The 15,541-nt window shown below is 72.5% G+C and carries 13 protein-coding genes; 7 read left to right on the top strand and 6 right to left on the bottom strand.

The genetic code is table 11. The annotated features are described in order from the left end of the window. Positions 1-153: 153 nt before the first annotated feature. The 4 genes from ACFWJ4_RS13665 (at position 154) to ACFWJ4_RS13650 (ending at position 5,128) form a co-directional block, all read left to right on the top strand. Positions 154-522, top strand: coding sequence for a hypothetical protein (locus tag ACFWJ4_RS13665; protein WP_380543016.1), 369 nt, complete (start codon positions 154-156; stop codon positions 520-522). A gap of 87 nt (positions 523-609) precedes the next feature. Next, entirely contained in the window at positions 610-1,101 is a 492-nt protein-coding gene (locus tag ACFWJ4_RS13660; protein ID WP_380543013.1) for a hypothetical protein, read from the top strand. Positions 1,102-1,468: 367 nt separating this feature from the next. Then, on the top strand, positions 1,469-1,957 hold the full coding sequence (locus ACFWJ4_RS13655) for a hypothetical protein (protein ID WP_380543010.1): 489 nt from the start codon (positions 1,469-1,471) through the stop codon (positions 1,955-1,957). A 324-nt stretch (positions 1,958-2,281) separates the two neighbouring features. Continuing rightward, complete coding sequence (locus ACFWJ4_RS13650) at positions 2,282-5,128, top strand: BTAD domain-containing putative transcriptional regulator (protein ID WP_380543007.1); 2,847 nt, start codon at positions 2,282-2,284, stop codon at positions 5,126-5,128. Between the two features lie 53 nt (positions 5,129-5,181). Here the strand turns inward: ACFWJ4_RS13650 and ACFWJ4_RS13645 are convergent, their stop codons facing one another. Both ACFWJ4_RS13645 and ACFWJ4_RS13640 read right to left on the bottom strand, forming a co-directional pair. After that, on the bottom strand, positions 5,182-6,780 hold the full coding sequence (locus ACFWJ4_RS13645; RefSeq protein WP_380543004.1) for an FG-GAP-like repeat-containing protein: 1,599 nt from the start codon (positions 6,778-6,780) through the stop codon (positions 5,182-5,184). Positions 6,781-6,874: 94 nt separating this feature from the next. Beyond that, positions 6,875-8,020 carry an FG-GAP-like repeat-containing protein gene (locus ACFWJ4_RS13640; protein WP_380543001.1) on the bottom strand — a complete coding sequence of 382 codons (1,146 nt, stop codon included), beginning with the start codon at positions 8,018-8,020 and terminating at the stop codon, positions 6,875-6,877. Positions 8,021-8,589: 569 nt separating this feature from the next. On the opposite strand from ACFWJ4_RS13640, the gene ACFWJ4_RS13635 reads away from it, so the two are divergent. Next, a complete protein-coding gene (locus tag ACFWJ4_RS13635; RefSeq protein ID WP_380542999.1) occupies positions 8,590-9,579 on the top strand; it encodes a hypothetical protein in 990 nt (329 codons plus the stop codon). Between the two features lie 162 nt (positions 9,580-9,741). Here the strand turns inward: ACFWJ4_RS13635 and ACFWJ4_RS13630 are convergent, their stop codons facing one another. The 3 genes from ACFWJ4_RS13630 to ACFWJ4_RS13620 form a co-directional block, all read right to left on the bottom strand. Continuing rightward, a complete protein-coding gene (locus ACFWJ4_RS13630; RefSeq protein ID WP_380542997.1) occupies positions 9,742-10,896 on the bottom strand; it encodes a protein-L-isoaspartate(D-aspartate) O-methyltransferase in 1,155 nt (384 codons plus the stop codon). Then, on the bottom strand, positions 10,893-11,024 hold the full coding sequence (locus ACFWJ4_RS13625; RefSeq protein WP_331768627.1) for a hypothetical protein: 132 nt from the start codon (positions 11,022-11,024) through the stop codon (positions 10,893-10,895). The genes ACFWJ4_RS13630 and ACFWJ4_RS13625 overlap by 4 nt, the downstream gene beginning before the upstream one ends. 161 nt (positions 11,025-11,185) lie before the next feature. Further along, positions 11,186-11,647 carry a hypothetical protein gene (locus ACFWJ4_RS13620; RefSeq protein WP_380542994.1) on the bottom strand — a complete coding sequence of 154 codons (462 nt, stop codon included), beginning with the start codon at positions 11,645-11,647 and terminating at the stop codon, positions 11,186-11,188. A gap of 351 nt (positions 11,648-11,998) precedes the next feature. On the opposite strand from ACFWJ4_RS13620, the gene ACFWJ4_RS13615 reads away from it, so the two are divergent. Together ACFWJ4_RS13615 and ACFWJ4_RS13610 are read left to right on the top strand one after the other, a co-directional pair. Beyond that, positions 11,999-12,340, top strand: a complete 342-nt coding sequence (locus tag ACFWJ4_RS13615) for a hypothetical protein (RefSeq protein WP_380347887.1) — start codon at positions 11,999-12,001, stop codon at positions 12,338-12,340. A gap of 601 nt (positions 12,341-12,941) precedes the next feature. Beyond that, on the top strand, positions 12,942-13,715 hold the full coding sequence (locus ACFWJ4_RS13610; RefSeq protein ID WP_380347883.1) for an aminoglycoside adenylyltransferase domain-containing protein: 774 nt from the start codon (positions 12,942-12,944) through the stop codon (positions 13,713-13,715). 270 nt (positions 13,716-13,985) lie between these two features. Here the strand turns inward: ACFWJ4_RS13610 and ACFWJ4_RS13605 are convergent, their stop codons facing one another. Next, complete coding sequence (locus ACFWJ4_RS13605) at positions 13,986-14,930, bottom strand: hypothetical protein (RefSeq protein ID WP_380542991.1); 945 nt, start codon at positions 14,928-14,930, stop codon at positions 13,986-13,988. Between the last annotated feature and the right edge of the window lie 611 nt (positions 14,931-15,541).

Here is a 15,541-nt window from a genome sequence, read left to right as displayed (position 1 = left end):
GACCTGCAACTCCGCGCCTGCGGCCGCGTTCCGAACCAGCTCGGCGCAGACCGACCGCTACCGCCGGAACCCGGACCGATCCTCCCCGAAGGCCGGGCTGTCGGCTCGGCGGCGGACCCGTCGCTGTCAGAGGTCGTTCCTAGACTCCGACCCGTGGGACTTTCGATATCGGTGGGACTCCTCCACGACCAGGCTCGCAACGACGCGGAAGGCCTCGACCGTCACCGCTCTGCCTTCGGCCGCCTCGGCCAGGCGCTCCCGGAGGAGGGAATCGGCTGGCACGAGCCGGAGATCACCGATCCGCCTCGTGCCGGTACCTTCTCCGGTGGCTTTCCCTACGGGTACCTGACCGAGCCGACTCCTTCCCTCGGGGCTCCTGGTCGCCAGGAATCTGCGGAGGTGCGTCTTTCCGGTCCTCTCAGAATGACTTTCTATAACAGCCTTACCGTCACCACTGCGATGGCCAGCCTTCCGAACCGCCGTTTTCACGCGTGCGTGAGGGGCGCGCGCGGCGCCGGCTGAGTAGGTGGCTGAGGTCTAGGGCTGTTATAGAAAGTCATTCTGGGGTGGTACGACGGCCCTGCAACGATCCTCACCGACACGGAGACGATGACCATGCCCCTCGATGACCAGCACATCTGGACCCTGCTGAAGAATCTCGACGATCCCGACCACCTGGAGTTCCCTGCGGGCTACAACCACGTCGCGACCCGAGCCCGATTCGATCAACTGGCAGACCGGCTGGACCAGCGGTTCCGCTGCACCTGCACCGTTGATCGGGGCGTCCAGGACGCGAACCATCACGGAACCATCGTCATCCCCGCCAGTGCGACAGCCAGCGGCGACCACATCGCCATCACCGTCAGCAACTACGGCAACCTCGTCGCCGTGACGCTGGGGAATCCCGGCAGCTACGACGAGGAGGAAGAGAACGTCCTCTTCGAGACCGCCGACCGTCGCTCCATCGACGACGGACTCGAAGAACTCGGCTACATCACCGTCTCCGAGCACCTCCTCCGGACCCGATACGACGGCGTCAGCAACCTCGGTACAAGCTTCGAACCACGAACCTGGTGGGACCGCTTCTTCGACTACATCTGAGCCCGCCCCGAGCGGCTCCGCACCGCAGACATTCGGAGAGTTCCAATATCCGACGCCACCATTACTGACCTCGGCGCTTCAGGGTGACGAACTCGGTCTCGCCCGTCGGAGCGACTGCCTGGAGGCGGTGGCTAGGCTACGGAGCATGCTCGTGGCCGCTGCCATCTGTCCCTGCCTGCCGCCGCTCGCGTTCGCGGCGGACGTGGGTGCATCTGCTGCGCCGGAGCAACTGCGCGTGGCGTGCGCGGAGGCGGTGGCGGCCGTACTCGCTGAGGATCCCGAGATTGTGGCTGTGGTCGGTCCGGGTACACGATCCCTTCTCCACGAGGAGGGCGCCCTGTGGGCCTCTCAGGACCTCGGGCTTCCCGTGAGCACACGGCTTGGGCAGGGCCGGCCCGCGGAGGCGCCGGCGAGCAGTCTGCCGATGGCGCTCGGCATCGGTGCGTGGCTGCTGGAGCAGGCGGGCTGGATGGGTCCGGTACGTGCCTACGAGGTGGACGACGCGCGGAGTTGGCCAACGAACGGTGAGGACGGCGTCCACCTGGCGGGGTGGGCAGACCGGGTCGGGCTGCTGGTACTGGGGAACGGTTCGACCCGCGCCGGTGCGGACGGTGCCCGGCACTCCTACCCGCAGGCCGAGGAGATCGACGCGGGCATCGCCGCCGCGCTGGCCAGTGGTGACGCGGACGGGTTCTTCCCGAACATGGACGCGGGCCTCGCTCGTGAACTGGGGGTCTCGGGCCGCTCGCCCTGGCAGTTGCTGGACGGGGCCGACTGGGACCTGACCACCCACCGCCTCCTGTACGCCGAGACCGTGGACGGCGTCAGCTGCTTCGTGGCGGCCTGGTCACCCTGAAGCGCCAACCTCAGTATGCGTCTCCTCCGACTTCCGAACCCGCACCCTTCGCCGGCCCTGGACGCCACCGCTGAGGCCGCGATGCGGCCGGGAGGGACTTCGTGATGTCCCGCCGGCGCCGCGTCGGAAGCAGCACGACGGCCTACTTCGGCCGGGGGTCCTCACTCACCGCTGCCGACCGAGGTCGCCCAACGGCACTGATCGGCGCTGAGCAGCACCGGATCGGGTAATCCCCTTGAAGACCCGGGCTCCCCGTCCCCTACGGTGGCCGTGATCACCGCGCTCGAACAGTCGGCGCCGTGCGTTGGACCGGGGGATTTGACCATGCACTTCAGCCTGCTCGGCCCGCTGCTCGTCCGCGTCGGCGACCAGGAGCGGGCCGTCGGCGGCGCCAAGGTCCGCACCCTGCTCGCCGTGCTCCTGCTGGAGCCCGACCGGCCCGTCCCGCCGGACCGGCTCAGGGCCGCCCTCTGGGGCGACCACCCGCCGGCCTCGGCGAGCGCCTCGCTGCACAACATGCTGGCCCGTCTGCGCACCCAGCTGGGCGACGAGCACGGCGAGCGCCTGCGTTCCACCCCGCTCGGCTACCTCCTGAAGGTCGCCGAGGGCGAGCTGGACGCCCGGGTCTTCGGCCTGGGCGTCCAGCGGGCCCGCGAGGCGCTGCTGCGCGAGGACTGGGAGGCCGTGCGGCGGGAGTCGGCGGCGGCCCTCGCCCTGTGGCGCGGGGAGCCGCTGACCGAGTTCCCGGACCTCCTCCAGGCTCAGGCCCCGCGCCGGCAGTGGCAGGAGGCCCGCCTGCAGGCCCTGGAGTGGCGTATCGAGGCGGAACTGCGCCTCGGCCGGGTCCAGGGTCTGGTGCCCGAGTTGACCGCCCTGGCGGGCGAGCACCCGCTGCACGAGGCCTTCCACGCCCAGTTGATGATCGCCCTGCACCGCCTCGGGCAGCGCTCCGAGGCCCTCGCCGTCCACCAGCGGCTGCGCCGCGCCCTGGTCGAGGAGCTCGGCATCGAGCCCGGGCCCGCCGTCCGGAGGGCCCACGAGCAGGTCCTGCGGGACGAACGCGACTCACCCGGGGAACCCGCCCGGCCCGCCCGCCCGCAGGCCCAACTGCCGGCGGCCATCCCCGACTTCACCGGCCGCCGGGCCCATCTGCAGGCCCTGACCGACCTCCTCACGGCCGAACCCGCCGAACCCGCCGAACCCGCCGGACCGCCCGAGCCCGCCGGCGGCCTCCCCCGGATCGCCGTCGTCGCCGGCATGGGCGGCATCGGCAAGACCGCCCTCGCCGTCCAGGCCGCCCACGCCGTCAGGCACCACTACCCCGACGGCCAGCTCTACGCCGACCTGCGCGGCTTCGGCGCCGCCCCCGCCCGCGACCCGCACGAGCTGCTCGCCGCCCTCCTCGCCGCCCTGGACGAGCGGCCCGCGGACCACCGCGCCCCGGCAAGGCTCCTGCCCGAGGACACCGACGACCGGGCCGCCCTGCTGCGCACCGCCCTCGCCGAGCGCCGCGTCCTGCTGGTGCTCGACAACGCGCGCGACGCCGCCCAGGTGGAGCCCCTGCTGCCGGGCGGCTGCCGCAGCGCGGTGATCGTCACCTCGCGCAACACCCTCCCCGACCTCCCGGCCGGCGCCCGGATCTCCCTCGCCCCGCTCGACGTCGAGGAGCAGCGCGCCCTCCTGTCCCGGCTCTGCGGCCCCGAGCGCGTCCGGCAGGACCCGGACGGCGCGATGCGCCTGCTGGCCGCCTGCGCGGGCCTGCCGCTGGCCCTGCGGATCACCGGCGCCCGGCTCTCCTCCCGCCCGGCCTGGACCCTGGGCACCCTGGCCGAGCGCCTGGACGACAGCCGGGGGCGGCTGCGCGCCCTGTCGGTGGGGCGGCTGGCCGTCGACGCCACTTTCGCGACCAGCTACGTCGCGATCCGCGACAGCGAGGACCCGCTGGAGCGCGAGGCCGCACGGGCCTTCCGGCTGCTGGGCTTGTGGGCGGGCCACACCCTGGGGGTCGAGGCCTCGGCCGCCCTGCTGGACCGCCCCCGGGAGCAGACCGCCGACCTGCTCGAACTGCTCGCCGACGTCCACCTGGTGCAGACGATGGAGCAGTGGCGCTACCGCTTCCACGACCTGCTCGGGGAGTTCGCCGCCGAGCGCGCCCTCCAGGAGGAGCCCGCCGAGGCGCGTGAGGCGGCCGCGCTGCGGCTGGGCGTCTGGTACGCGCTCGCCCTGGAGGCCGCCGGGACGGCCATCGACCCCGCTCGGGCGCCGCGCCTGGCCGAGTCCCCCGCCGCGCCGGTGCCCGTGTTCACCGACCCGCAGGACGCCCTGGACTGGTGTCGGCGGGAACTGCCCGTCATCAAGGAGGTGATCCGCCGGGCCGCGGGTTCCTCCCGCCCCGACCTCACCTGGCGGCTCGCGATCTGGCTCCTGGGGTACGCGCACACGTTCTGGTGGACGGGCGAGTGGGACGCCTGCCTGTACCTCGGCCTGGAGTCCGCCCGGGAGCACGGCGACCTGCTCGGCCAGGCGTGGACGCTGCGCAGGCTCGGCACGTCCCACGGGATGGCCTTTCGCAACGACGAGGCGATCGAGGCCCTCGAAGCCGCCCTCGCCCTCTTCGAGGAGCTGGACGACGATCCCAGCAAGGCCAGCCTCCTCGCGTACCTCTCCATGACGGTCGGCCAACAGGGCCGGTACGGGCAGGCCCTGGCGTACGCACAGGCCGCCTGGAAGCTCCACCAGGAGACCGGGGAGGAGGAGGGCCGGCTCGGCGTGCGCTCGGCCCTGGGGGGAGCGCACCTGCTGAACGAGGACTTCGAGGCCGCCCACACGCACTTCCACGCGGTCCTCGACGGCTGTCGGGCCCTGGGCAACCTGACGCACGTCGCGATCACGCTGGCCAACCTCGGCGACTCCCTGCGGGGCCTCGGCCGGCAGGAGGATGCCTTCGCCGCCCTCGACGAGTCCTTGGCGCTGCGACGCCGTCTGGGGGCCATGAGCGGCATCGCCGACTGCCTGATCATCACCGGACGGGCCCACGCCCATTTCGGCCGGCTCCCGCAGGCCCGCACCTGCTTCGAGCAGGCTGCCGAGATCAGCCGGGACCACGACATCCCGGCCCTGCTCCAGCAGAGCCTCGACGGACTGGAACTGCTCCGCGACGTCCGGCACTGACCGCGAGTGCGCCGCCCGGGGGTCGAGGCTCCCGGGCGGCGCCGGCCGTGCGATCAGCCGGTGGGCACGCCGGTGGCCACCTGGCCGAGGTCGTTCCAGCCCCCGTGGCCGTCGCCGCCGTTCCAGGTGTAGACGTGGGCGGCGTTGGACGGCGTGTCGGTGAGGACGTAGTCCGCATTGCCGCCGCCGTTGAAGTCGGCGAACTGGACCTTGTCCTGATCCGTCGTCAGGCCGGAAGCGACCTGGCCGAGGGCCACCCAGCCGCCGCCGGGGTCGCCACCACGGTTCAGCCAGACCCGTACGGCGCCGCCGGAATCGACGACGGCGTAGTCGGCCTTCCCGTCGCCGTCGAAGTCCGCGAGGCGGACGCGGCCGGGGTCGGTGGTGAGCCCGGTGGCCACCTGGCCGAGGGGCTGCCAGCCGCCGTGCCCGTCGCCGCCCCGGTTGAGGTGGACCTGCACCGAGCCGTCCGCGTTGACGACCTCGTAGTCGGCCCTGCCGTCGCCGTCGAAGTCCGCGAGCTTCACCCGGGCGGCGTCGGCCGTGAGACCGAGGGCGACCTGACCGTAGTCCTGCCAGCCCCCGTGCCCGTCGCCGCCCCGGTTCAGCCAGACGTGCACCGAGCCGTCCGCGCAGATCACCTCGTAGTCGGCCCTGCCGTCGCCGTCGAAGTCGGCGAAGCGCACCCGGCCGACGTCCGCGGTGGTCCCCGTGGCGACCTGGCCGGCGGGCTGCCAGCCGCCGCGCCCGTCGCCGCCCCGGTTCAGCCAGACGTCGACCGCGCCGTTGGCGCCGACGGCGATGTAGTCGGCCCTGCCGTCAGCGTCGAAGTCCGCGTACCGGACGTGGCCCAGCCCGCCCGAGTCGTTGGCGGCGTTGGACGCCACGGACGCCTTGGCCGCGCCGGCGGAGTACGCCTGGTCCAGTCCCGTGAAGAAGGCCTGCGCCATCCGCTGGAAGCCGCTGTCGTTGGGGTGGAGGCGGTCGGCCATCCCGGAGGGCGTCAGGGCCGGCGGGTCCACGTAGCGGAAGCTGTTCCCCGCCTGGGCCTCGACCGCCTGCAGCTGCCGGGCCCGGTCGTTGAAGGTGGACGGCGGGACCTGGAGGCCCTGGGTCGTCGGGATCACGCCCTCCATGACCACCGCGACGCCGGGCCGGTCCGCGAAGATCCGGTCGAGGAGGGCCTTGAGGCGCTCGGGCGCATGGACCGGGTCGGTGCTGCGGTCGAGGTCGTTCACCCCGATGTGCAGCAGGACGACGTCCGGGCGGGCCTCGGCGAGCCACTGGTCGATCCCGGCGCGGATGTCGTCGATCATGAAGCCGGAGTGGCCCTCGTGGGCGAGGCCTGGCAGCTGCCCGCCGGCCTGGGAGCCGACGTAGCGCACGGTGTAGCGGGACTGGCCGGCGACCAGGCTCCACAGCGGGGCCCGGTAGGACGATCCGGTCGAGCTGCCGGCGCCCGCGGTGATCGAGTCTCCCAGCGGCATGACGCGCAGCGAGGGCACCGCGGCCGTGACGGTGGCGGCCGTCGTCGCGGCGTGCGTGGCCGGGGCGGTCGCCGTCGCGGCGTGTGCGGCCGGCGTGGCCGGGGCGGCGGCCACGCCGGCCACGCCCAGTGCGGTGCTCAGGCCGAGCAGCAGGATGCGTTTCAAGGTTCCCCCAGGGCGTACGTGTGGTGGTGGTCGATGTGGGAGCGGGGGCTTCGGCTGACGGACCGAAGCCCCCGGGTCACGGCGGTGACGCGGCTCAGGCGCCGGCGGCGACCTGACCGAGGCTGGTCCAGCCGCCGTGGCCGTCGCCACCGTCGTTGCGGTAGGCGCTGACCGAGTTGTTCGGGTTGGTGGTGATGTAGTCGACCTTGTGGTCACCGGTGAAGTCGGCGAGGACGACCGCGTTCTGGTCGGTGGTGGTCCCGGTGGCGATCTGACCGTAGTCGGCCCAGCCGCCGTGGCCGTCGCCGCCGCGGTTGAGGTAAGTGCTGATCGAGCCGTTGGCGCCGATGGCGCTGTAGTCGGCCTTGCCGTCGCCGTCGATGTCGGCGAGGCGCACCCGGCTGGGGTCGGTGGTCAGGCCGCTGGCGACCTGGCCGAGGGGCTGCCAGCCGCCGTGGCCGTCGCCCCCGCGGTTCAGGTAGACCTGCACCGAGCCGTCGGCGTTGATGCAGATGTAGTCGGCCAGCCCGTCACCGTCGAAGTCGGCGAAACGCACCCGGGTGGCGTCCGTGGTGACACCGCTGGCGACCTGGCCGAGGGAGTCCCAGCCGCCGCCGGTGTCGCCGCCACGGTTCAGCCAGACGTTGACCGCGCCGTTGGAGCCGACGGTGATGTAGTCGGCCTTGCCGTCGCCGTCGAAGTCCGCCCACTTCACCCGGCCCGTGCCCGCGTCCGTGCCGGCGTGGTGGTCCGGGACCCGCCTGATCATGCGCCACTGGGCGTTGCTGCCCTGGAAGCCCGGCATGCACGCCGGGGTCTGCCCGTTGAGGATCTTCAGGTAACAGCCGTTGGGGCTGCTGATGGTCGTCCAGTCTCCCGTGGTGGAGCCGAACGTCCAGTGGGGGTTGTAGCCCTCGGTGGCACAGCCCACGGACAGGGCGTTGCCGTACGAGTCCGTCGCCAGGCAGGAGCCGCCGGTGTTGAGGTCGACGAGCGTGTTGTGGTTCCTGACACCGAACCACTGGTCACCGCTGCTGCCGCAGGGGTGGAGCTCCATCTGGTACGGGTTCAGGTCGGACGACCCCTCGATGCACAGGCCCGTCGCCTGGTTCTGGATCTCGAACGCGTAGTAGGGCTGCGCGGACGCCTGCCCCACGGAGACCGTCAGGCCGGTCAGCGTCATGGCGACCACGGTCAGGGCCGCCCTGATGCGGCGGAGTCGGAGGATTGTGGTTTTCACGTGTCCTGCCTCTGGTGTTGGGAGCGCGCCCGGCCCCGGACTTTCGCTGCGGGGGCCGGTCACGCGGGGACAGCCACAAAGCTGGCAGGGCAGGCCAACAGCGGCCCAACAACGCAACAACCGTCGTCGTTGCGGGCGGAGCGGTGACAGTGGACGGCATGGGGATGCTTGTCCTCGCCACGCTGCCGGGACAGGTCCTGCTGCTCACCGCGCTCGCGGTGGCGACCAGGTGCTGCTGCGCGCCGGCCGGCCGTGGGTGGGCCGCAGCACCTCGCGGTGGCCTGCGTTCTCGATGCCGCTCACAAGAGCAACCAGGGCTTTCGGGTGGTCGACGGCCACGACCAGGGCTCGGCCCGTACGCCGAGGTGTGCGGCATCAGCCGGATCCGGCCGTCCTCGCGCTTCAGCCGATCGACGGTGGCCGCACCGTCGATCAACGCGGCCACGACGGCGCAGCTCTCCGCGACCGGCGCCGCTTCCCCGAGGAGCCCAGCGCGCTGGTGGCCGCCTGTGATCGCCACGGCGAGGACTGCCGGGAGCCCTGTCGGCGGCCCGCGGTTGACTGACGTCATGGATGACACCAGCGACCACCTGCACCGCATCGACGCGCTGCTGGCCCGCCCTGCCCCGGCCGTCGCCCGGCTGCCGGCCGACGGGGACCTCTCCACCGCCCACCGCCGTCTCGTCGAGGCGCTGCGCCCGCGCTGGGGGTCGGCGCGCGTCCTTGCGGCCGGTGGTTTCGTCGACCCCTCCCTCGATGACGACAGCGGGCTGCCGTTGGCCGCGCCGTTCGGCGGGCGGCTCGCCGAGTTGTGCGGGTGGGCGGTGGGCGGGCGCTGGATCGGCTGCGGGATCGTCCGGGACAACGACGGCGGCGGGTCGCACCTGGTCGCGGTGACGGCCCGCCGGGCCGACCGGGCGACGGCCTTCCTGCTCGCCGGGGAGGCTGAGGAAGGGGCTGATGTGCCCGGTGAGCGCTGGGTGCGGCGGCTCGCCGCCGTGACGGGCCGGCCGCAGTCGCGGCAGTGGCCCGTCGACTGGTCGTCGGCCGAAGCCCGGCTCGGCACCGCCCTGCCCGCCGACTACCGGCGCCTGGCGGAGCACTTCGGCCCGGGCACGTTCGCCGGCTTCCTCGATCTCTCCCTGCCCGGTCCCCCGCCCGGCCGCGACGACCCGTTCCCGCAGTTCCTGTGCCTCGTCGAGCAGGCCCTCCGCCTTGCCGAACTCGCCGCCGCCGACCCCGGTATCGCCGACCTCTACCGCCCCCACCGGCTCCACCCCGCCCCGGGCGGGCTCCTGCAGTGGGCCGACTCCGTCCAGGCCGACCAGTTCTACTGGCTGACGGAGGGCGCAGACCCGAACCGGTGGCCGGTCGTCGCCCGCGACGAGGACGGCGACAGCTGTGCGCGGTTCGACGGTTCCACCGCCGAGTTCGTCCACCGGCTCCTCACCGACCACCGGCACCCCTTCTCGGTCGCCGAGCTCATCGACCGCCCCGACTTCGAGCCGTACGAGCCCCACGACTGCGACGACCCCTTCGAGGACCGCCGGCTGCCGTAGCAGATCGGTTGACAGGTTCGCCGAGCGGACAAGGGACAGCCTCGTGGAGCGACACGAGCACCGTGGTCACGGCCTCGCCGTGCCCGACTCCTACGCGTTCTCGTGGTACGTCCACGGGCCGCCGCAACCGGTTCCGCCGATGCCGCACGCGGCCTGCGCGGTTCAGCCCCGCCCCCGTGGGGACGGCAGCGGGTTGGCCGGCTCGTGCAGCCACGCCCGGTGCTCGCCCCCGTCCACGGTCAGCCCGAAGCTCTCGAACCCCGGACGGCCTTCCCCCACCCACCACTGGAAGGACTCCTCGACCTCCGACCACATCCGACGGGGGCCCGACTGGCGGACCTCGAACCGGCGCGCGCCGTCCACGAAGTCCACCGTCGCCCAGGAGGTGACGCCCGTGTCGAACAGCCACAGGGTCGTCATACCGCCGCCGTCGCTGCGCCGGTAGTACACGTCGGGTACGGCCAGGCCCACGACGAAGGACGCCAGCCAGTCGTCGACGACTTCGAGCGGATTCAGGGTCGTGTACTCCTGCGCGGCGTCCCCGGGCCAGTCGCCGGGCAGGTAGTCGTCGACGGGCGGGGCCTGGTAACGCTGCTGCCGCATGCGCATGAACGCCGAGGAGCCGGTGAACGGGCCCGTGGCCGCGCCGTCGGCTACGGTCAGCCGGGCGACGGCGCCGCCCCCGAAGAGCGGCGCGAAGGGCAGCACCAGCACGCCCTGCCTGCGGATCTGCCCGATCACGGCCGGGGGGACCTCCCGTACCGAGCAGGTGAGGATTCCCCGGTCGTACGGGGCCCCGGGAAGGTATCCGTGGGCCGCGTCGCCCACCACCGCGGTCGGAGCGGCGTCCAGGGCCCGGAAGTTGGCGGCGGCCCGGGCGGCGACCTCCGGGTCCAGCTCCACGGTCACCACGTTGTGCGCGCCCTGGCGCCGGGCCAGCAGCCCGGCGTTCCAACCGGGGCCGGTTCCGCCCTCCCAGACCCTGTGGCCTTCGTGGACGTCCAGGTCGCGCAGCATGGAGGCGACCATCGTCGGCATGGACACCGACGAGGTCGGCTCCCGCTGCTGTCCGCTGTCCGCTCCGTCGTCCCACTGCGTCACGATCGCCACGTCGCAGTACGCGAGCTCCAGCCACCGACCGGGGCTCTGCGCGCGGTCGCAGCGTTCGTAGCCGTCGCCGGTGCTCGCCCAGAAGACGTCCGGGAGGAACCCATGGCGGCCGACGTCGAGGAACGCCTGCCGCCAACCGGGGGTCAGGGCCCCCGAGGCCTCCAGCCGGTCGACCAGCCGGACGTGGACGTCGGCGGCCGCCGTCACTTGTGCTTCGGATCGGGAGTCGGGCCCTGTCCGTCCGGGTTCGGCTTCGGGCCGATCTGCGGACCGCCGGGCTTGGCGTGGGCCCCGCCCTTGCCGTCGTTCGGGCCGCCCTTGTTCTCGTCCCCCACGGTGCTTCCTCTCTGCTGTAACACTCCGAAGATCTGCAGAGCAGAGGGTAGTCGACCGGACACCTGGCGTGAAGCGGCTCATGTTCCTCCCGGCCACGGGCCGGCCCGGTCGACGATGTGCGCGGCGCCGCCGCGTTACCCGCCCGGCCCGGGCAATCCCCTCACATGGCCTCAAGCCGTTCATGGAGCTCCTCGGCGAATCGCGTCCGGTAGACGCCGTGGACGATGGCCCCGGGAGACTGGTAGCCCCTGTGCTCAGGGTCCGAGACATCCCCGTCCCACAGCGCCACGCCTTCCGGAAGCAGCGGAGCACGGCCCAGGTACATCCGAGCGGCTTCCTCCAGCCGCAGCTCTCCCCCAACCACCGAGCTCCACAGCCCGTGGCCCTGCCCGACCACCCACATGCACAGATCCTCGGTGCTGTCCTCGGACCAGACGTCCCCGTCCACGCTCACACCTTCCGAGAAGTCGGCCAGCGATTCCGCCGCGGACTCGTATGCGAGCGCGAAGGCTTCGAGCACCTCCCGCGAGTGGGACTCCAACCACGACTCCAGGGCAGACAGACGCGGTCGTGTCGCCTCCAGGACCTCCCAGAACCAATCAGGCACATGATCCGGTTCCATCTCGGCTCCTGTGTCGACGGCTGCGGTACTCGCCCGACCGTACAGCGCGGTGGAGTTCCCTGGAGACTCCCGGGCCTCATCGTCGGCGAAGGGCGCTGACCGTCCGTACGGTCACCGGTTCACCGTCAGGCACCGAAAGTGGTGGGGTGCATCGGCCTTCGGCCGATCCGGCAGTGCCGCGCCCGCTTCGCTGCGTCCGGTCGGACGGCGGCGACAATGCCCTCCCGCTGAACGCGTCGGGCTTCCGGCCGCAAGGAAGCCCCGGCGGGGGCTTCTCCGGCGCCCACCCCCTCCGAATTCAGCAGCTACCGCTACGACTCGGTCGTTGTGCACAACGGCTCGGTTCAGCCGGTGTTCAACACCATGGTGGTCCTGCGGACCGCTACGCCCGGCGAGCTTCCGGGCGAGACCGACGTGGTGAACATCAACATCGGTTTGATTCCACCCAAGGAGACGGTGCAGCGCGACATCAGCGTTGCGGTACCGCCGGGGACCGTTCAGCGACCCGTCACCATTGAGTTCCAGGACGCTCAGGGGCGGACGTGGGAGCGGGACGAAGCCGGCCAGCTCCACCGCGGGGAGCGGGTGAAGGGCACCACCATCGGAGCCGCCATCCGGCGAAACGATGACGGTTCGATCGGGCCTGCCACGCCCAGGGCCGGATTCATGAGGCGCTTGCTGCGGCGGAGATAAGGGCCTCCACAGGCTGGCTCCCTCGCCTCAACCGGTCCCGTACCGGTCCCATTGCGAGCTTCGTCGGCCGTGGCCCGGTCGCCGTCCTGCGCCCACCTCGCGAGCTGCTCTGCGCGCATCCCGCTTCCGGAGCCGCTACCGCCCTGATACCGCGACATCCTGGCCGCCATCGAGAAGGCCACGGACGGGCTCCGCGCCAAAGACGTCTGCCAGGCACTCGGCCTCGGCGCCGAACCGCGGCATACCGAAGGCACCCGCGCGAAGCTCAAACGCCCGGTGACCCGCGGCATCCTCACCGAACCCGCGCCCGGCCCGTTCGCCCTCACCAAGCCAACACCGGCACGCCGGAGGCCGACTCAAGCTGAAATCCGGCAAAGGCTGACCTCTGACACGAGATCTTTACCGCTTGCCGAGAAGAGACGCGATCCGCCCGCTGGAATCTCGATTGCCCGGCAAAGGGGGCGACGGCTACCGTCCATCCCATGACGTCGTACTGCTTCGCCGCAGGGCGGATCCGCCGCGCCTGAACGCGGCGGCACATCCCGTTCATCTCCGCCGCGCCCGTGAGCCCCTTCCACTTCAACGGGTATGGAGATCCCCCATGTTCACCCCGTACCGGGAGCTGGACGCGCTCCTGGACGAGTTCGTCCACGCGGTCCGCGGAATCCTCGGCGACACGTTCGTCGGTGCTTACCTGCAGGGCTCCTTCGCGCTGGGCGCCGGAGACCTGCACAGCGACTGCGACTTCATCGTTGCCACTACCGTCCTGCCCGCCGGGGCCACAGAGGCAGAGCTCCGCCGGCTCCACGACGAGATTCCCACCCGTCCGGGCTTCTGGACCAAGCACCTGGAGGGCTCCTACGCGGACACCACGTCCCTGCGCGCCGTCGCCGGGCTCGGAACACCGTGGCTGTTCTGCGACCACGGCCACCGCGAGTTGATCTGGGACGCCCACTGCAACAGCCCGCACACCCGCTGGATCCTCAGGAACCACGGAATCACCCTCGCCGGCCCCCCGGTCACCGACCTCGTCGACGCAGTGCCACCCCAGGCCCTGCGCGAATCGATGCGCGAGATGCTGCCGGGCCTCATGGAAGACCTGCGGACCTGGGCCCGCTTCGACGTGGCCTGGAGCCAGCGCTATGCCGTGACCACCTACTGCCGGGCACTGTTCACCCTGCACACCGGCGAGGTGGCCTCCAAGCGCGATGCACTGGAATGGGCGCGCGAAACCCTTGACCCGCGCTGGCGCCCCCTGCTCACCCAGGTGATCCAGGACCGGGAGCTGGGCTGGGACCCGACCGACCCGCCACGACCGGGCAGCCTCGAAGCGATGTACGCCTTCGGTGCCTACGCGGAGTCTCTCGCCAGCTGAACGGAGCCGGGCCCGGCTGAACCCCTCCCGTCAAGGACGTGGACCGGCAGGGCCCGGATCATCACACCATTGCCCAAACTCATCCGACAAGCAGTCACGATTGCTTATTGGAGGTTAAAGGCTCACAGAACACCCTCTGAGAGGGCTCTCGCCGGGGCTGCTCGTGGAAGCGTCAGGGCCGTTGGCTGGAGACGAGGCGGTCAGCCGGCCATGCCGGGCGTCCGGACGGCACCGGGCATCCGCGGGTCGTTTCCCTCCCTAGGGACGGTGTCAGGGGGCGGGTGGCCGCTTGCCCGATGCTTCGGCGGCTCGGTGGCACAGCTCGACGAGGGAGCCGAGGAGTCGGCCGCCGTACGCGCGGGCGGCGGCGCAGGGGTCCGAGCCGGTTTCGGCGGCCTGGCCGCCGGACGGCCGCACGGCGTCGGGAGCGGGCCGCGGTCGGGCACCGCCGGCCGGGAGGCCCGGTCGCCGTCCGGGGCCCGGCAGTGGTGTGCGCCCCGCCCGGGGCCCGCCTCCGTCCGGGTCTGCGGCCGGGTCCTCCTGTTCGCCCGCGGGCCCGGCGTCCGGCGCGGGGACGGGCTCCGCGCCCGCGGGATCCGGCGGGGGCGGCACGGGGCCCGGTGCCAGGGAGGCCGACGGGGCGGAGCGCTCCAGGGCTCCCACGACGGCGGGGGCGACCGGCTGGTCGTCGGGTACCGGTCGCGGGCCCGTCCCGAGGTAGGCCCGCGGGCCGGCGTCCGCCGCCCCCGAGAGCAGTGCCGTCGCCAGGACGACCGCCACGACGGTGCCGCGTCCGAACGCCCGGGCCGGGGACGGGCAGCCGGGCGGGCGCCGGGCGACGGGGACCGCCGAGGGGGCGGACGCCGCCGACTCCGCACGACGCCGGCAGACCTCCGCGTTGCGCGACGCCGCCCACTGCTCCGACGCGCCCAGGCCGGCCCACGCGGTGGCGGCCACGCTGAACAGTTCGGCCGCCCGCCGGGGATCGCCGCCGACCGCCGCGACGTACGCGCGCACCTCCTGCGCGCGCAGCGCCTCGGGATGCAGGGCACCGCGCTCCAGGGCGACGTGCTGGTGGAGCTCCTCGGCCAGGCGGGCCGCGAGGACCGTGTCCCCGGCTTCCATGGCGCCCCGGATCAGGGCCACCCGGGGGGCGTAGGCGGTCGGCAGCATCTCGCCGGCCGTCCTCGGCGACGTGTCGGCCGTATCGGTCATGGGCCCCTCGCAGGTGGTCTCTCCGAACGGTGGATCACGTCACGTATACCGGTCGCAGCCGCCCGGGCCGGTCCGCGGTCATCCCATCGGGTGAACCGTCCCCGACCGGTCCGGGGAACTCCTCCGTCGTTCTGGCCGTGCCGGTCGGCCGCCCGTCGGCCCGGCCACCGGTCGGGCACAGGCGTGGCGTCGCCGCGCGGAAATCGCCGCTTCGAGTGACAGGCCGTCAACGGGGCCGGACGTCCGACGAGCGGTGCGCCCGGCGCTACGGCCCGGGGCGCCTCCGTCGGAGGGCGGGCGTGGTGTCGGCGACACGTGAACCGCGTTCGGCCGTCGCCGAGACGTGGTTGCCTCCCCTGGAAGGGCAACGCGCCGAGAAGGCCTCCCACCACGGGGATCCCGCCCCCGCACCACGCTCCGTGGCGACGTGATGAGGAGTTCCTCGGCTGGTCGGGTGGCCACGACCGTCCGTCCTCGCAACTGGAGGCCTGCCCCCTGGCCTTGTTCACGAGTCGTGGTTCTGGCTCAACTTCCGTGGTCTGCGCACAGTGAGTGACGACGTGCCGGTGCTGAAGGCGTCGGGAAGTTGCCCGAAATTCGCCAGCGGCCGG

This window comes from Kitasatospora sp. NPDC127067 (assembly GCF_042724755.1).
In the GTDB taxonomy this organism is placed as follows: domain Bacteria; phylum Actinomycetota; class Actinomycetes; order Streptomycetales; family Streptomycetaceae; genus Kitasatospora; species Kitasatospora lactacystinica.
This window is presented reverse-complemented; position numbering and strand designations above follow the sequence as displayed.